At 43.3% G+C, this 16,003-nt stretch carries 19 protein-coding genes; 4 read left to right on the top strand and 15 right to left on the bottom strand.

The features are described 5' to 3' along the window. The first annotated feature begins 343 nt into the window (after positions 1 to 343). Positions 344 to 1,159: a transketolase gene (locus H7844_15135; protein ID MEO5358614.1), complete on the top strand. Its 816-nt coding sequence runs from the start codon at positions 344 to 346 to the stop codon at positions 1,157 to 1,159. Between the two features lie 6 nt (positions 1,160 to 1,165). Here the strand turns inward: H7844_15135 and H7844_15130 are convergent, their stop codons facing one another. The 5 genes from H7844_15130 to H7844_15110 all read right to left on the bottom strand — a co-directional run bounded on the left by H7844_15130 (position 1,166) and on the right by H7844_15110 (position 4,906). After that, positions 1,166 to 2,374, bottom strand: a complete 1,209-nt coding sequence (locus H7844_15130) for a hypothetical protein (protein MEO5358613.1) — start codon at positions 2,372 to 2,374, stop codon at positions 1,166 to 1,168. Positions 2,375 to 2,382: 8 nt separating this feature from the next. After that, positions 2,383 to 3,798, bottom strand: a complete 1,416-nt coding sequence (locus tag H7844_15125) for an MBOAT family protein (protein MEO5358612.1) — start codon at positions 3,796 to 3,798, stop codon at positions 2,383 to 2,385. Between the two features lie 38 nt (positions 3,799 to 3,836). Next, positions 3,837 to 4,043 carry a DUF2283 domain-containing protein gene (locus H7844_15120; protein MEO5358611.1) on the bottom strand — a complete coding sequence of 69 codons (207 nt, stop codon included), beginning with the start codon at positions 4,041 to 4,043 and terminating at the stop codon, positions 3,837 to 3,839. A gap of 3 nt (positions 4,044 to 4,046) precedes the next feature. Continuing rightward, complete coding sequence (locus H7844_15115) at positions 4,047 to 4,313, bottom strand: DUF4258 domain-containing protein (GenBank protein ID MEO5358610.1); 267 nt, start codon at positions 4,311 to 4,313, stop codon at positions 4,047 to 4,049. 80 nt (positions 4,314 to 4,393) lie between these two features. Beyond that, the gene (locus tag H7844_15110) at positions 4,394 to 4,906 is read right to left on the bottom strand and encodes a Uma2 family endonuclease (protein MEO5358609.1); all 513 of its coding nucleotides are present in this window, start codon (positions 4,904 to 4,906) and stop codon (positions 4,394 to 4,396) included. Between the two features lie 184 nt (positions 4,907 to 5,090). On the opposite strand from H7844_15110, the gene H7844_15105 reads away from it, so the two are divergent. Genes H7844_15105 through H7844_15095 form a run of 3 tightly spaced genes read left to right on the top strand, consistent with a single transcriptional unit; the run spans position 5,091 to position 7,152 of the window. Further along, positions 5,091 to 6,014 carry a transketolase gene (locus H7844_15105; GenBank protein ID MEO5358608.1) on the top strand — a complete coding sequence of 308 codons (924 nt, stop codon included), beginning with the start codon at positions 5,091 to 5,093 and terminating at the stop codon, positions 6,012 to 6,014. Between the two features lie 50 nt (positions 6,015 to 6,064). Then, the gene (locus H7844_15100) at positions 6,065 to 6,730 is read left to right on the top strand and encodes a nucleotidyl transferase AbiEii/AbiGii toxin family protein (GenBank protein MEO5358607.1); all 666 of its coding nucleotides are present in this window, start codon (positions 6,065 to 6,067) and stop codon (positions 6,728 to 6,730) included. After that, complete coding sequence (locus H7844_15095; GenBank protein MEO5358606.1) at positions 6,727 to 7,152, top strand: hypothetical protein; 426 nt, start codon at positions 6,727 to 6,729, stop codon at positions 7,150 to 7,152. The genes H7844_15100 and H7844_15095 overlap by 4 nt, the downstream gene beginning before the upstream one ends. A gap of 136 nt (positions 7,153 to 7,288) precedes the next feature. Here H7844_15095 and H7844_15090 read toward each other — a convergent pair whose 3' ends face one another. The 10 genes from H7844_15090 to H7844_15045 all read right to left on the bottom strand — a co-directional run. Continuing rightward, on the bottom strand, positions 7,289 to 8,191 hold the full coding sequence (locus H7844_15090; protein ID MEO5358605.1) for a hypothetical protein: 903 nt from the start codon (positions 8,189 to 8,191) through the stop codon (positions 7,289 to 7,291). 367 nt (positions 8,192 to 8,558) lie between these two features. Beyond that, a complete protein-coding gene (locus tag H7844_15085; GenBank protein ID MEO5358604.1) occupies positions 8,559 to 8,810 on the bottom strand; it encodes a type II toxin-antitoxin system RelE/ParE family toxin in 252 nt (83 codons plus the stop codon). Further along, entirely contained in the window at positions 8,794 to 8,982 is a 189-nt protein-coding gene (locus tag H7844_15080) for a ribbon-helix-helix domain-containing protein (protein ID MEO5358603.1), read from the bottom strand. Before H7844_15080 ends, H7844_15085 begins: the two co-directional genes overlap by 17 nt. A 375-nt stretch (positions 8,983 to 9,357) precedes the next feature. Next, positions 9,358 to 11,319: a radical SAM protein gene (locus H7844_15075; GenBank protein MEO5358602.1), complete on the bottom strand. Its 1,962-nt coding sequence runs from the start codon at positions 11,317 to 11,319 to the stop codon at positions 9,358 to 9,360. Further along, positions 11,309 to 12,301 (bottom strand): NAD-dependent epimerase/dehydratase family protein, encoded by a 993-nt coding sequence (locus H7844_15070; GenBank protein ID MEO5358601.1) that lies wholly within the window; start codon positions 12,299 to 12,301, stop codon positions 11,309 to 11,311. Before H7844_15070 ends, H7844_15075 begins: the two co-directional genes overlap by 11 nt. An 81-nt stretch (positions 12,302 to 12,382) precedes the next feature. Next, positions 12,383 to 12,895, bottom strand: a complete 513-nt coding sequence (locus H7844_15065) for a Uma2 family endonuclease (protein MEO5358600.1) — start codon at positions 12,893 to 12,895, stop codon at positions 12,383 to 12,385. Between the two features lie 83 nt (positions 12,896 to 12,978). Next, entirely contained in the window at positions 12,979 to 13,941 is a 963-nt protein-coding gene (locus tag H7844_15060) for an NAD-dependent epimerase/dehydratase family protein (GenBank protein MEO5358599.1), read from the bottom strand. Then, the gene (locus H7844_15055) at positions 13,920 to 14,795 is read right to left on the bottom strand and encodes a hypothetical protein (protein ID MEO5358598.1); all 876 of its coding nucleotides are present in this window, start codon (positions 14,793 to 14,795) and stop codon (positions 13,920 to 13,922) included. The genes H7844_15060 and H7844_15055 overlap by 22 nt, the downstream gene beginning before the upstream one ends. Beyond that, the gene (locus H7844_15050; protein MEO5358597.1) at positions 14,779 to 15,561 is read right to left on the bottom strand and encodes a transketolase; all 783 of its coding nucleotides are present in this window, start codon (positions 15,559 to 15,561) and stop codon (positions 14,779 to 14,781) included. The genes H7844_15055 and H7844_15050 overlap by 17 nt, the downstream gene beginning before the upstream one ends. Positions 15,562 to 15,631: 70 nt before the next feature. Continuing rightward, the coding region (locus H7844_15045; GenBank protein ID MEO5358596.1) for a hypothetical protein at positions 15,632 to 16,003 on the bottom strand (372 nt) is incomplete at its 5' end.

Here is a 16,003-nt window from a genome sequence, read left to right as displayed (position 1 = left end):
GTGATTTGAAGCTTAGTATTTAATGCTGCTACTTTTAAGGCTTTTATTTCTAAAACTTCGCCAATCAATACAAACAGCACTGCTCCAAAGCATTCTTTAAATATTTTATCGTATTGCCCAGGCATTGATTATATTATAATATATTTTGCTCCTAAAGCAAAACGGCGCCTTCCCTCATAGGGGAATCCCCTTTAGGGGAGACGCCACGAAGCTTTTGACGAAACCAACAAAGTTAATCGAATGAATGCAACTTGGTATTAGGCGTTTTTCTTACCTCTATGCCGTGTTCCGGTTTCCCTTTCTACTTGATTTGTCACACATTAATTGTATAGACTTGAGGGGGATGGTTGATTTAAGAGAGAGGGCATTAGAGACGAGGCGCCGGACGTTTGAGACGATATGTAGTGGTGGTGGTGGGCATATACCGGCGTCGTTGTCAATAGTGGAGATATTAACGGTGTTGTATTACGGTGGGAGTTTGAGGGTGGATGCGAGAAATCCCCGTTCCCCTGAGCGGGACAGGTTTATTTTGAGCAAGGGGCACGCATGTGTGTCTTTGTATGTGACACTTGCGGGGTGCGGGTTTTTTAGTGAGGGAGAGTTAGTGAGATTTGGGCGTATGGGGAGCATCCTTGGCGGGCATCCTGATATGTGCAAGGTGCCGGGCATTGAGGCCTCAACCGGAGCACTTGGGCATGGGCTGCCTTTTGGCGTAGGGGTTGCACTGGCCGGAAAGCTTAACCGTGCGGGGTTTAAGGTATTTGTGTTACTGGGTGACGGGGAATGTCAGGAGGGATCAGTTTGGGAGGCGGCCATGTTTGCTCCACACTCAGGGCTTGACAACCTTGTAGTTATTGTGGATTACAATAAAATGCAGGCTATGGATTTTATTGATAACATCATAACTCTTGAGCCTTTTGCCGATAAGTGGAGGGCTTTTAACTGGGAAGTCATAGAGACGGACGGCCACGATATGGAAAGGCTGGCGGAGATTTTTAACTCAACGCCGATAACCCCAGGCAAACCTACACTGGTTATTGCCCATACAATAAAGGGCAAGGGCATATCCTACATGGAAAATGTACCGCTGTGGCACTTCAGAATGCCCAATGAAGAGGAAATGAGAATTGCTAAGGCGGAACTTGGGCTGCAAAATTAACATGTATTAATCGCCGTGAAGGTCATGTAAAGACGGGTGATGTTCAATGTCCGATTCAAGTTTTGAAATATCTATATAAGGTGACAGCAGTTTTTTTGTTTCATCATTTTTAGCCATATCTAAAAGTATCTTAGCATACAGCACCTCCGATATGTGGTCAAAGTCGAGAAATTCCCCCGAGTTTTCCGAAATGGGCGTATTTGTATAATCCAGCAGGGCAATCCCATACTCGTGTGCAATTTGTTTAACGGTTACAGGAAATTCTTTCCAAAACTTTTGTCTGTGTTTGTCATTAATAAATTTATAATAGAAATAATCATCAATCGGAGGGAGTATGATAATCAGTGGAATATTATTTTTAACGCACAATGACAAAAAACGCCGGAATTTATTTAATTCCCTTTTTATTATATAGTTTCCTCTGTGTTTGCCGGCTTTTTCGATAATTTGAAACTGTTGTTCTTTGTCGTATTGTACCGGATTATCAATCCACTGGTGATACCTCATACTGCCGTCATTTCTGAATCCACCGATACGCCTTGCACCAAGGCCGACAAAGGTTCGCCCCGATACGGCTTCCACAGAATTTAAACTTACAAGGGCGTCATAAAAAAAGGGGTCCTTCCATGCGTTTTGAAGGATATAGAGCTGACTGAGAAGAAATTCTTTTTTGTATATGACATATGTGTTATAGTCGGCAATAAAGAAATACAATGCATCCGGTAAGCTGTTTTTAATGCGCTCTCTGATGCTTGTGCCGTCGCTTTGCTGCTCAAAGAAAAACCAGTCAAGGCCGAAGATAATTAACTCCGGTTTTTTAACCTTTATTAACTCCTCTACGGCGTCGTCGGCCTCTGAAAAAGTATAAACGACCATTCCCATATTATAAAATTCATTTTCCTTTAACTTATTGAAAACTTTACCGGTTATTTGTGTAACACGTGATGAGCCCAGAGCCACCACCTTAGGGGATAGTCTTTTGGCAATGCTTGTTTTAATATGATGTTCAGCGCTGTAGTAGCCGCTTAACCATAAAATTTTTTTTCCCTGACGGTTAAACTCAGCAATATCCCCGCCGTATAACAACTCTCCCACCTGCCTGAGTTTATACACATAGTATGCGGCAGGAGGGATTGACAGCAAAACAGCAAACAGAGCAAGGAGTACGTACTTACTCATAAATTTTATAAAAGCTGTAAAATCACTGCTTATCATTATTATTCCTAAAAGTTAAAATAAATAAATGGTTTATTTGTAAAAGAGCCCAGAAAAAACAGTATAAATAAAACAGCCCAGCCGAAAAAATACATAAAGGCGGGGCTACGGGCTCCAAAATCAATAATGCAACAGCGGTTGCGTTGCTGGTATTCAAACGTTATAAGCATCAGCATTATTAATAAGAGCACACCGGAGGGGGTTTCCGGCGGAGTATAAATAAACGGTTCAGTCAGCAGGTTTTGCCCATTGGAAAAAGTAAAAATCCTTTTAAGAATAACAAATCCGTCGTCAATGGACTTAGCTCTGAAAAAGACCCACGTAAGACAAATCATGTTGAAACATATGAAAGCGTTAAAGAGTTTCAAAAGCCCTCTGTCTGACTTAAAGGGTGGTTTAAAATAGTACATAACGCCGTTTAGAAATCCCCACATAATAAAAGTCCAGTTAGCGCCGTGCCAAAAGCCGCTTACGACAAAAGTTAACAGCACGTTAACGATATTTCTGATTTTACCGCAGCGGTTACCTCCCAAAAGGGAGATATAAAAGTACTTTGAAAACCATGACGTAAGAGATATGTGCCAGCGCTTCCAGAATTCCCTTACAGAGAGGGCTAAATACGGGGAGTTAAAATTAGTCATGAGATTGATTCCAAACATGGCGGCAGTGCCGATAGCAATGTATGAATAACCGGCAAAGTCTCCGTATATTTGAAAGGCAAAGCAATAGGCGGCAAAAATCAAAGTAGGCGCTGAGTACATCTGCGGGGCGGCCATAACCTGGTTTACAAAGGGAGCCATATTGTCGGCAACCACACATTTTAGAAAATATCCTAAAATTATAAATTTTAAACCCTCATAGGCTTGTTTAGCGTCAAAGCTCCGTGCTCTTTCCACCTGCGGCATCAGATGAGCGGCTCTTTCAATGGGGCCTGCCACAAGTTGGGGGAAAAATGATTTAAACAGGGCAAAGGAAAGGAAATTGCGGCAGCCGGGGACTTCCCCCTTATACACATCAATTATGTAACTTGTCGCCTGAAATGTAAAAAAACTTATTCCCAGCGGCAGTACCAAATTTAGCGTATATGCGGAGATACTAAAACCAAGTGTTGTTAGAAATCCAATAAGGCTTTGAGAAAAAAAGTTGAAATATTTAAAGATAATCAGGGTCCCTGCATTAAAAATTATTCCCGCCGTTAATAACTGCTTTCTTCTGTGAGATACAACAGGCAACCATAGTCCGACGAAATAATTCACTACGGTAAAAAGAAACAGAAGCGCAAGGAAACGATAGTTCCACCAGCCGTAAAAGAAATAGCTTGCAGCTAAGAGAAGCAGATTCCTACCGGTGTTACTTTTTATAAACCAGTAAACGGATACTACGATAATGAAAAAAAACAGAAACGCAAGGCTGTTAAAAAGCATGGAGTTTATTTAATACCAAGTTGCATTCATTGGATTAACTAAAGTGCAAGATTTTCTAAAGTGATTTTCTTAAAAACTTCTTTACTACCGACATGAGTTATGGCATCTAAAATCTCTACTCCTGCTATTTTCCCTTCCGTATCATAGTCTATTGCTACTCCATCTGCAACATGTTCTGTTGTTACTGTAGTTTCGATAAATCTTATATAAAGTGTATCTACTTCCGGATCATAAGTTATTCTCATATTCTAGCCCTCTTTATTAAAAAAATAAGCATATACTGTTATTACAACCATTTCTGTCTCCTCTTCAATAAATATCGGTTTCACCTGCTTAAATGCATAAAACTTATTATTCCAGTTTTTTCCATAAGTATATGTCTTAACCGCTTGATACCTATTATTATTGGCAAACTCCCATTGAGATGTCATTATTGTTTCAATTACCTCTTTTTCATCAACTCCTCTATAAAATAACTGTTCCCTTGCGTGTTTTGATAATCTTATGGGTTTCATAAAACTAATAAATTTCTTTTATTGTGCTTTTATTCATTAGATAGACATGCTCATTATTTTATTCATTAAAAATTTTTAAACTACTCAAAGATATCCCTGATATTAATTTGAAGTCCTTCAATGATCTTAGATGTAACTGTACCCTCAAATGCTGCCATTGAATGTAGCTTATACTTATCATCTTCTATGGTTAATATTTCGACAGTTTGTAGTTCGGGTATAACAATCCAATACTCAGGGACTTTATATCTTTCGTAGATACCTCTTTTTACTTCTGTATCCTTTTCAAAAGTACCCGGTGATACTATCTCACAAACCATATCGGGAACGCCTCTTATCCAGTCCTGAAAGATACTCATATTCTCTTTCCTTATAAATATAATATCAGGTTGAAGGCGGTTAACCCCATCCTCAAAAATTATATCTAAAGGCGAATAATATACTTTTCCTAATCCATTTGTTTTTACATGATTCCAAATAATACCATTTAAATTGCTACTAACATTTTGATGTCTCCCAAACGGACTTGGACCCATTATTTCCACTCCATTGATTATTTCTGTTAAGTCAAAATCTCTTTCTATGGTTTGCATAAAAAAATTATATCACTTGAGGGGAGGGTTTGTCGATGGTATAACCCGAAATCCGACATAGAGGAGAGGAAAACGAGTAACGGAACTACAAAGGCAATATGCGTAATTTTGACTTACTTTATAGCTTAGTTTATAATTTAAACATGAAAGTAAATATTAGTGAAGCTTATAGAAGGCCGCCCGGGTGAGAAACGCCTATATAAAGGCGCTCTATGAGCTGACAGGCCGCAATGAGAAAATCATCTCTCTGATAGCGGACAACGGGGCCATAGTCTTTGACAAGTACCGGGAGGCTTATCCCCAAAGGCTTATCAATGCCGGCATAGCCGAGGCTAACATGATAAGCATGGCGGCAGGCATGGCCTCCGCAGGCTTCATACCCTTTGCATATACCATTTCCAACTTTATCACCTTTAGGGCATACGAGCAGGTGAGAAACGACCTCTGCCTGCAGCACATGAATGTTAAACTGGTGGGTATCGGAGTCGGCTTTGCCTACAGTAACCTGGGCCCGACCCACCACAACACAGAGGACATAACCGTGATGAGAGTGCTTCCGGGGCTGACCATATTTTCACCCTCAGACCCCCTTGAAACGTATAATGCAACTGTGGCGGCCTCTGAAATCAACGGCCCCGTCTATTTAAGAATCACCACTGGAGGTACGCCAAAGATTTACAACACCCCGTATGATTTTAAACCCGGCCTGGGTGTTACACTGACAGAGGGCGGAGACGTCACTATAATAGCCACAGGCTCAATTGTACACGAAACCCTGCAGGCCGTGGATATTCTTAAAAACTCCGGCATAAACGCAAAACTGATAAACATCCACACGATAAAACCCTTTGACAGGGAAATTGTACTGAAAGCAATGAGAGAAACCGGCATTATCCTCTCCGTGGAAGAACACTCTGTAACGGGCGGCCTTGGCGGCTGCATAGCGGAAATAATCGCCGAAACAGGCCGCAGCGTTAAATTCAAACGGCTCGGGTTAAATGATTCCTTCCCACAGGGCTACGGCACTTATGACGAAATGAGAAGGGCCAACGGCCTCGATAAAAGCAGTATTGTCAATGAGGTCAATGCTTTGTTGAGAATGAAATAGAGAACCAAGCTGCATATTTAGAAGTAAACACAGTCAGCCGGAGGGATATTATGATTTTCAAGCCCAAAACAGGCATTTTACCGCCACAACAATTGCGGCTATGGGCGGAACTGGATGCAACACCGCCACAGTTTACCCTTTATGGCGGCACGGCGCTTGCCTTGCGGCTGGGGCATCGTACCTCTGTTGATTTTGATTTTTTTTCCAACCAATCCTTTGATCCTGCAGAGCTTACCGAAACCATCCCTTACCTTAAGGGTGCAGAGCAAGTGCAGGTGGCACCCAATACCCTGAAATGCCGCATTGAACGTGACGGCCCCGTGTTAGTGTCCTTTTTTGGCGCTCTTGGCCTGGGTCAGGTGGCGGCCCCTGAGCAGGCTCAAGGGCGTACTATCTACATAGCCTCGCTGCTTGACATTGCAGGGACTAAGGTTGCCGTGGTTCAGAGGCGGGCTGAGGTCAGGGATTATCTCGATATTGATGCACTGTTACAGCATGGTACAGACTTGCCGGTTGCACTTGCTGCAGGACGTATTGTTTATGGACGGAGCTTCAATCCCTTGATTACTTTGAAGGCCCTCAACTTCTTTGATGATGTGCCAACATTACCGGCGGAGGTGCGGAAACGTCTGAGTGCTGCTGTTGAAGCCGTTGATCCAATCCGCCTTCCCAAACTTAGTCCGTTTCTCAGCCGGCAGGATAACAACACGCTATGAAACCACTGTTGCCTGCTACACAGGAGCTTTTAAACGTGGCACGCCGCGTTGTCTGGTTTAAGGAACCGCAGGAGGCGCTATCCGACCCGGTACATTTCCTTGCTCATGTCATGACCTACGGCACGATTGAGGATTTGGCGGCCATTGAGAGTGTTGCAGGAAAAGAAGAGTTCTGCGAGGTGCTTGACACAGCCCCGCCCGGTATCTTTGATAAACACTCGTGGAATTACTGGAACCTCAAATGCGGACGCAAACCCACCCCACCTTTGCCTGTACGCTCCTATAAGCAATCTCCTAAGATAGTACCTTTAACAGAAAATTCTGAGTATGATGAACTTTTACAGTTAGCAGGGATTGGAAGTAGTGGCTTAGGAGATTTAGCAGAGAACCACGATAAATATCTTTATAATTTGAAGCAATAAATCTACCTATGTCTATAGTTTTTATTGATACCAGTGCTTGGGTGGCTTCTTTTGATAACTCTGATAAATATCACTTAGAAGCAGTTGATAGATTGAAACTAATCAAAGAACAAAAAATTAAACTTCTCATGTCTGATTATACACTCTTTTCCAAAAACCCCTGCAACTCATCTACCGAACCGGCTTTCTTGATAAGGTTCTTGAATTCCTCTAATTTATCTATAGTATTTATAACTCTAACCATATTCATCAACTCAAGTCCGGCATAACCAAATTTGAGTTCAAGCATTCCTTCAATACCCTCAAGTAATCCATCACGCTTACCTTTCCTTTCACCGTCAAGTAACCCTTTCCGTTCACCTTCAAACAATCCCCGTTGTCGTCCTTGTTTAAATCTCACATCTCTTTCTAAATTATATACTAATGCCATATCCTCTGCCTCCTTACATACTTCGTTCTGCAAATCCCTTAGTTGTGACAGGACTTCCACCTGCCTTATGTACCTGGCACGAAGCGTTTCTTCCTTCACAAGTTCATTTAGCCGGTTTAATATCTCTCGTATAAATATTTTAACACCTTTCTTCTGATAATTGCACAAAATAGATATAATTACCTCTTGAGGTTTGTCCGAGTATAAAAATTTCTCACAGTCCACACTGCGCATATCGATTAGGTTATACTTGTAGTTCAGAGTATCAGTTTGTATAGTGTCTTTCATCGTTAGCGGTTCGTTGCCTATGTAAAACACATATTGTATCGGTTGTATTCCATGAATTACCGTTATATATGTCCAGTACTCCAACTCCCGATACTCCATCCTTGAATAATTTGTAGCTTGAAATTCAATATGTAAAATTGACTTAGAACCATCCTCAAATTCCACCAGTAAAATAAAATCTGCTTCACGTTCATTTGTTATCTGAAGTTTAGTTTCTATTGCCGTGGATTTAACTATCTTTAATCCAATTACTTCTGTAATTAGGGTATCGACTACATCCTTCAGTATCTCCTTTATAACCTTGTCATAGCGTTTTGGCATTTGGTGTTATTATAACATTTGGGTAAATTAGTGCACTAAAATAAATCTGTGCCAATTTGTTAAGTTTATCAACTCGTTCCGGTTTCGTTCCGGAATACATTCCTAACCCTTTATCCACAAGGGGTTGTGGGGGTCGAATCCTCTACCGTCCATTCAAATTATCATTATATATAGATCAACCCCACCATATTACCTCGTTCTGGAGCTCGCATAAGTGGTGAGGATTAAAATGCCCCGCCCTTTACAAACATTTCCCGCCAAGCGATGATGTGGGCTTGAGTAATTTCCCGCAAATCCCCTGCTGTCTCGATACCGCAAAAGCGGACAAACTCTCCAATGTTTTTACAATTTCATTCATTAAGCAAAATTATCTGTATATTTCCTTCCGATGGCCTACAGAGACAATCCACACCGTAGTTTTCTCTATCCAGTAAATAATACGGTAATCACCGGCCTGTAAGCGGTACTTTCCCTTGAATTTTCCCTCAAGCGGTTTTCCGGCCTCATGGGGATTTTCAGAAAGCCTGTTTAGAGCATTGAGAATTTCCACGGCTGTTTTAGTTTCAATCTGCTTCAGCTCCCTATATGCCCGCACATCCCATTTAACTTGATAAGCCATACTCTTTCAGGACATCCTCGTGAGAGATACTTTCAGAGAGAGAAGCAATTCGCATATCGCTTAAGTGCTCGTCGTACTTATCGAAATACTGTTTTAAGGCCTGCTGAACAATCCAACTTTTGCTCACCTGAAGTTGTTGCGCATAAAACTCCAGTGACTCTATTATATCCACGTCGACTTTTGCAGAAATTATCGTTTTTCTTGTTTTCATGGTATTATATGGTAATACTATTTAATACTATTTTGCAATGTTTCAGTTGATGCAAGCCTTCTGATAATTCACTTTAAAGGAGTGGAGATTTTAAAACCGGAAGAGTTTTTATATCGGTTAAGCATGGTGCAGTCATAAAAGTAAGTGTCATCGTTTTGTCTAATTTTTCTTGCTCTTTCCTTTTCTGTTCCTCTTCTTTCTTTTTTTCCTCTTGTTGCCTCTGCTCCTTTTCCACATCAAAAAGGCTTTTTTGCGTTTGCCAGCCCTCCTGAAAGGCTTTCCAAACAATAGCCCCTTATATCGACCCCGCTTACACGTTTACGATTTACTTTACTCTCAAACACGCAAGCATTTATACAAGTAAGCGCCTTTTTTATTACCATACCAGACGACCTCTTTGTACCACTGTTGCCATGTGCTCCAATGCTCAGTCCTCCGCTCTATCCGGTATGTATGTCCACCCTTTTGCAAATCCGCCGGAGTGCCGCCAGCCAAAGCCCTGTAATAATCCCAGATGTTATAATTTAACTCAATATCGTAATCGGTCTGCTGAAACGGGAGTTTTACCAGCTGATGGTTCAGCCGCAGAGAGTCCTCAAGGAGATTTTCCTCAGGTTCAATTCCGCGCTCCTTCAACAGTGCCAAAAGCAGCGTTTTACTCTCATTATAAAACCGCTTGAGCGTGCCCTCTTTGCATAGTTTAATAAAAATAAACTCATCAGCCGGCCACCATATGCCAAGCCACGCCTCCGATGCGCAGTACTCCGCCCCGCCACTTTGAATATCACGTGCCTTAGATGTAAAAAACTCATTTATTTCATTTATCACCGGCGTATCGGCCCCGCCTTTGACAAACAGCTCCAACATGTCCCTGAACCTGACATTGCAGCGTTTGTGTAGTATAAGAAGCGGTATCTGCAGGAGTTTATCAAAATAAACGAGGGCGGTGGTCCAACAAAACGCCCGCACCTTCAGCCAATCCTCAGGGGGCATGGTGTTTGTGCCGACCACAATTTTTTGCGTCTCTGAACGCCCCGTTACGCCGGAAGCCGCCAAACCCCCGTGGAAATTTATAATCTGTGATTGTTTTACAACAAAACCGTATTGTTTTTGGTAACTCTCCTGTCCCATTTCAGAGTTATCAAGAATAACGAGGTTATTAAACTGTATGCGGTTGTGCTGGCCTTTTTCGATTATCTCTGCAACGCCCGATATAAAACTCTCACATGTCTCCTCGGGCAGTCCCAGGATCACATCCGTGTAGGTTTCAATTTTATCGGTTGAAAACCGGTTTTGAAGCTCTTCAAAAACACGGGTTGAGATGTTTTGCCGGTTAACCGCCTTAAGGGTGGCGGGGTTTAGAGATTGCAGCGACATTGTAACCCCTTTGTTCAATCCGGCGCCGGAGAGTGCTTTTTGTATTTCATAAGTTTTTTCCGTGGAGTTTTTGGTGTTTTGCACGGAAAATGCCTTTGGGTATCCAAATTTAATTTTATTTTTCACAACGTACCTGACTATCTCAATGTCTCTTGGTAAGAGTCCGAAATTGGCGTCACAGCAGTATATAAACTCAATTTTTTTGCTGCTGAACCAGTCAATTTCCCTATGCAGCCGCTCTGTGTCAAAAGAATAGACTTTTTTATTTGTATTGTATCCCCACTGGCAGTATGAGCAGGAAAAAGGGCAGCCGCGGTTTGTCTCCCAGAGGGCTAACCATGTTTCATCGGGGTTGGCCGCCATAAGGGGGTCAAATACGCCGCTTAGGTACGGCGATGGGATAGTGTTTATGTCTATGGCCTTAGGGGCGCATTGCGTGCTTACAAATGTGCCGCCGCCGTCAAGGTAGCTGATAGAGGCAATATTTCTCAGGTTGCTGGTTTTATAGTTTTCAAGGATATTTACAAATACCTCTTCCCCTGCGCCGTGACAGAGGATATCCACATAGGGGTGAGTGCGCAGAAATGCAGCGGCTTTTTCCCTGTTTTCGTAAACGCTGGGGCCGCCCATGATTATAAGTGTGTGAGGGGAGCGCTTCTTAACCTGGGCGGCTATCTCTAAAGAGAGGCGTTCGTTCCAGACATAGAGGCTGAAGGCGGCAACAGCGGCGTCTTTGAGGTGTGAGACCGCCTGCTCCACAGTAACGTTTTTATATATCGGCGTGAGGAAATGGAAATCACCGGGATTTTTCAGGGCGGCCACAGCATAGCTCTGAAGTAATCCCACCGAGAGGGGAAAATAATTCTGATTGGAAAAACTGTTGTTTATCTGAACCAGCCCAATGTGTTGCTTATTTATCACTGTAGTGATTTTTCTTTTTTAAGTGCTCATCGGGGTTATTAATATACCATGTCCATGTAGTCTTAAGCCCCTCGGTGAGGGTGGTCTTTGGTTGGTAGCCGAGCATGTTTTGTGCTCGGGAAATATCCATTATCCTTTTGGCGACACCGGTTGGTTTTGTGGTGTCAAAGACGTACTCAAAGGGGATAAAAGTGTTTAGTGTTTCGATAAGCGCTCTTATAGAAGTTCCCACGCCGCTTCCCAGATTTACAAGTTCTCCGGCTGTGCCGTGGTACATGGCCAGCACTATGCCCTCGGCCACGTCGCCGCTATAGACAAAGTCACGCTCGGCACTTCCGTCTCCCCATACAATGAGCGGGTTTTCCCTGCCCTGGTGCAGTCTGTAGAGTAAGGAGGGAATTACCAGACTTACCTCCGGGTCAAAATTATCCCCCTCGCCATAGACATGAGCCGGCGCCACAATTGAGAAATTCTCCATGCCGTACTGCGTCTTATAGGCGCCAATCTGAAGCTCTCCCATTCTCTTTGCCCAGCCTGCAAAATCCATCGGTTTGGAGTCGCACCTGAAATCCGACTCCCGCAAAATCCCCGCCTCCTCATATATCCCTATCGTGCTGACATATACAACTTTACCGGCCTTATTTATCCGGCACGCCTCAAGCACATTTGTATTTATCATCAGGATAGGAACAAAGTGGCTTGCCGGTTTTGCTTTTGACGTGTAGGCGTTACCCTGGACTCCGGCCAGATGAAACACATAGTCCATGCCTTTAGTGAGTTCCATGCACAAATTAAAATCCGACAGATCACCATAAACATATTCGGCATCGGCGGTTAATTTCAGCGTATCCAGAGATACGCTCTTTATATATGCCCCTGCCAAGGCCAATGTCTCTATGACCTTACGCCCTATCATACCGGTGCCGCCGGTAACCAGTACGTTTTTTTTGTAGAAACTTTTTAAAATTTTCTCTTTTAACATTTATGCTTGTACCATAAAGAGACATCTGCCACCATAAAACACCATCCTTAATACGGCAGCCTCTTTTTTAGTAGAAAGAGGTTATCCAAATATATCTGTGATGGAGATTTGGAGCCCCTCTATCACTTTAGACACAACAACACCCTCAAGTTCTGCAAAGGAGTATTGCTCATACTTACCGTTTTCAATAGTTAGAATCTCGATAGTCTGTAATTCCGGTATGACAATCCAATATTCAGGGACTTTATATTTTTCGTATATCTTTCTCTTAGTGGCGGTATCTTTTTTGTATGTGCCGGGGGAGACTATCTCGCATACCATATCCGGTACGCCCCTTATCCAGTCCTGAAAGATAGTTGAATTTTCATTCTTTATAAACAATACATCGGGTTGAAGCCTGTTGATTCCTTCCTCAAAAATGACGTCAAGCGGTGAAAAATACAACTCTCCCAGTTTGTTTGTTTCTGTATAAGAAAATATTTTCCGTGCAATTTTTGAAGCAATTTTTTGGTGTTTTCCAAATGGGCTAGGCCCCATAATCTCCTCTCCGTCAATGATTTCCGTTAAGTCATAATCCCTTTCTAATGCTTCCATGTTAACAGTCTATTACCAAACTTACGGTTTTGTCAATATCGGCGGGCTGGCACAGTCACCGGTGCTCAGTGCATAAAGGGCGGTTATAGTATAAGGCTCTTGTGTGATAAGTACCACTCAACAGTGTCTTTAACACCCTCATCGAGTGTAATTAGGGGTTTAAAACCAAGCAGAGACTGAGCCTTTTCGATGCTGACGGCTCTATAAGGGATTTTAGTGGGTTTTGATGAGTCAAATACAATTTCGGCGGCGGAGTGTCCGCAGGCGTCTATGATAATCCGGAGGAGGTTCTCAATGGTAACACTCTCTCCGCAGCCGATATTTACAGGGTCACATAGCGGGTGTTTTTCAAGCACAGCCAGGGAGCCGCGTGCAAAGTCGGTAATATGTAGAAAGTCGCGGCACTCCTTACCACTGCCCCATACAACAAAAGGGTTTTCCTTATCCAGTGCTCTGCGAATCAAAGAGGGGATAACGTGCCCGGCTTTGAGTGAGAAATTATCCCATCTGCCAAAAACAGCGGTAGGGCGCACAATGGCAATTTGAGTGTCTGAGTTGTTGTGGACATACTCGGCGAGTTTTTCCATATATCTGCGCTGCCAGCCGTAGCCCATATAAGATGGGTGCGGCTGGGCGTCCCACATTTCACTTTCCTTTACCGGATGTTCAAAAGCGGGATAGCACGTGCTGCTGCTGAAAATAAGTACCCTTTGCACCTTTAAGCGCCACGAGGCCTCAAGCACGTTGGATGTTAACACGGAATTGGTAAGCAAAAGCGGCATAAGCTCAAGGGCGGAGACTCCAGCTCCCGCCGTGGCCCCTGCGGCATGGACCACATAATCCACCCCCTCAACCGCTCTTAAACAGTCTTGTATTTTTATCAGGTCGGCGGAAACTGTTTCTATATTTTTGTGTTTAATCTGAAGCGGGCGGTTGTGAATGGGGATACGCACACGGGCTCCGTGTTTAAGCAGCTCCTCTGACATGTGTTGTCCTACAAGACCGGTCCCGCCCGTTACAAGCACTAACTTGTTGCAGTAAAACATGTTTCTATCGCTTTTCGTATTGAGCGGGCATCGAGGCCAAACTCCTGCTGCATATCTTTAATGGTGCCGTAACAGCAACAGAACCTCTCCGGCAGCCCGTAGTTTGTCACACGGAGCTGTGGTACCTCACAGATTGCCTCATAAAGCCCGAAAGCGTCGCTTATTACCAGTATGCCGGTATGTTTAAACTCCTTAATGAGGTCTGTATCTATTGGTTTAATTGTGTGGAAATACACGATATTTACATCAAGCCCCTGGGCGGCTTCCAATACGTTTTTTAAAATCGGACCGGCCGTCATAACCGTAAACTTTGAACCCTTGTCTCTTACCACAACCCCCTTACCAAACTCCACGGAAAAGTTATCTACGCCGTGCATGTTGTTTGAGAGGCGAAAGTAGGTGGTCTTACCGTTGTCGTATTGGCTTTGCAGCAGTGTGGCGACCTCTTTATTGCTGCCGGGGACAATTACCTCAATACCGGGCAGCAGCCTTAAGATGGCCACGTCCGTGTAGCAGTGGTGTGAGGGGCCGTCCCATGCGTAATCAAAGGAAGCTCCCCAGGAAAGTATATTGCAGCCAAAATTGTTGTAACACATATCTATTTTTATCTGCTCGTAACTTCGCTCGGTTATAAAGGGGGTAATGGTGTGTACAAAGGGAAGAAACCCCTGTGAGCTTAAGCCCGCCGCTGCGCTTATTATTGTGTTTTCACAAATTCCAAGATTATAGAATCTCTCAGGGTATTTCTCTTTAAAATCATTAAAGAGATACACGCTGACATCGCCAAGGATAAGAACAATTTTGTCATTTACCTCCGCCAGCTGCTTAAGAGTGTCTTTAAACTGAAGCCGCATGTAACTCCTTCAGGAGCTGCTGTAGTTCCTGTTCATTTGGGGATCTTCTGTGCCATGCATAGTGGTTGCCGGTAAAGGTCTTACAGCCGTAACCTTTTACCGTCTCTGCCACTATCACTTTAACAGTGCCGCTTTTTATGGCAACGTGTTTTTTAAGCTCTTCCACATCATGGCCGGCCACCTGGTATGTGTCACAGCCAAAGCCCTCAAAATGCTTGTGGGGATTATGTATCTGAAGCCCCCTCTGGTGCGACATGTTGTTGTCATAAAGTATGGTAAAATTGCTGAGGTTCAAACTTACGGCCACCAGCACGGCCTCCCAGACGCTCCCTTCATTTGCCTCGCCGTCGCCCACTAAAACATACACCTGTCTGTTTTCTTTTTTTATCTTCATGGCAAGTGCCATGCCGACCCCTAACCCTATCCCATGACCCAGAGAGCCGGTTGAGGCCTCAACCCCGGGAATTTTCAACCTGTCGGCATGACAGCCAAACGCTGACTTATATGCCCCAAAGCTATATACATCTTTTATGTCAAAATACCCAAAGTCCGCAAGCACACAGTAATAGCCCAAAGAGCCGTGGCCCTTGCTTAAAATAAAAATATCACGATTTTCCCAGTGCGGATTTTCAGGTCTGTGGTTCATAACACTATAGAGTGCATAGAGAATTTCCACTATTGAAAAGCATGACGGAATGTGCCCCTGGCCACTCTCAAAAGACGCCCTCAGTATGTGCTCCCTTATACTATGGCAAGCCTTAAGCATCAGCCTCTTTTGAATAATATAGTTTCATGGGATTACCGGCGATATAAGTAAATTGATTGTACATAACAAGCTAACTTTGGAGTCCCGGCATATTTCTCAACTCCTCCGGAGAAGATACTTTTTTAATATTATCTTTAATGTACTCCAACTGCCTTAAATTGTCAATGTGATTTATCATATTTATCAGAGACGCCCCTTCAATGCCGAATTTGAGTTCAATTGCCAACTGAATTCCTTCCTGAAGGCCCCTAATCAGTCCCTCTTCTCTTCCCTTCTCTATCCCTTTCTCTATCCCCTTCTCTATCCCTTTCTCTATCCCTTTCTCTATCCCCTCTTCTCTTCCTTTCTCTATCCCTTGCATGTATCTCATGTCACGTTCTATATCATACACTAATGCCATTTCGCTTACCTCCTTATCCAGTTGTTCTTGTAAATTCCGTAA

Source organism: Nitrospirae bacterium YQR-1 (assembly GCA_039908095.1).
In the GTDB taxonomy this organism is placed as follows: Bacteria; Nitrospirota; Thermodesulfovibrionia; order Thermodesulfovibrionales; family Magnetobacteriaceae; genus Magnetomonas.
Note: the sequence above shows the minus strand (reverse complement) of the source record. Positions and strands in the feature narration are given on the sequence as shown.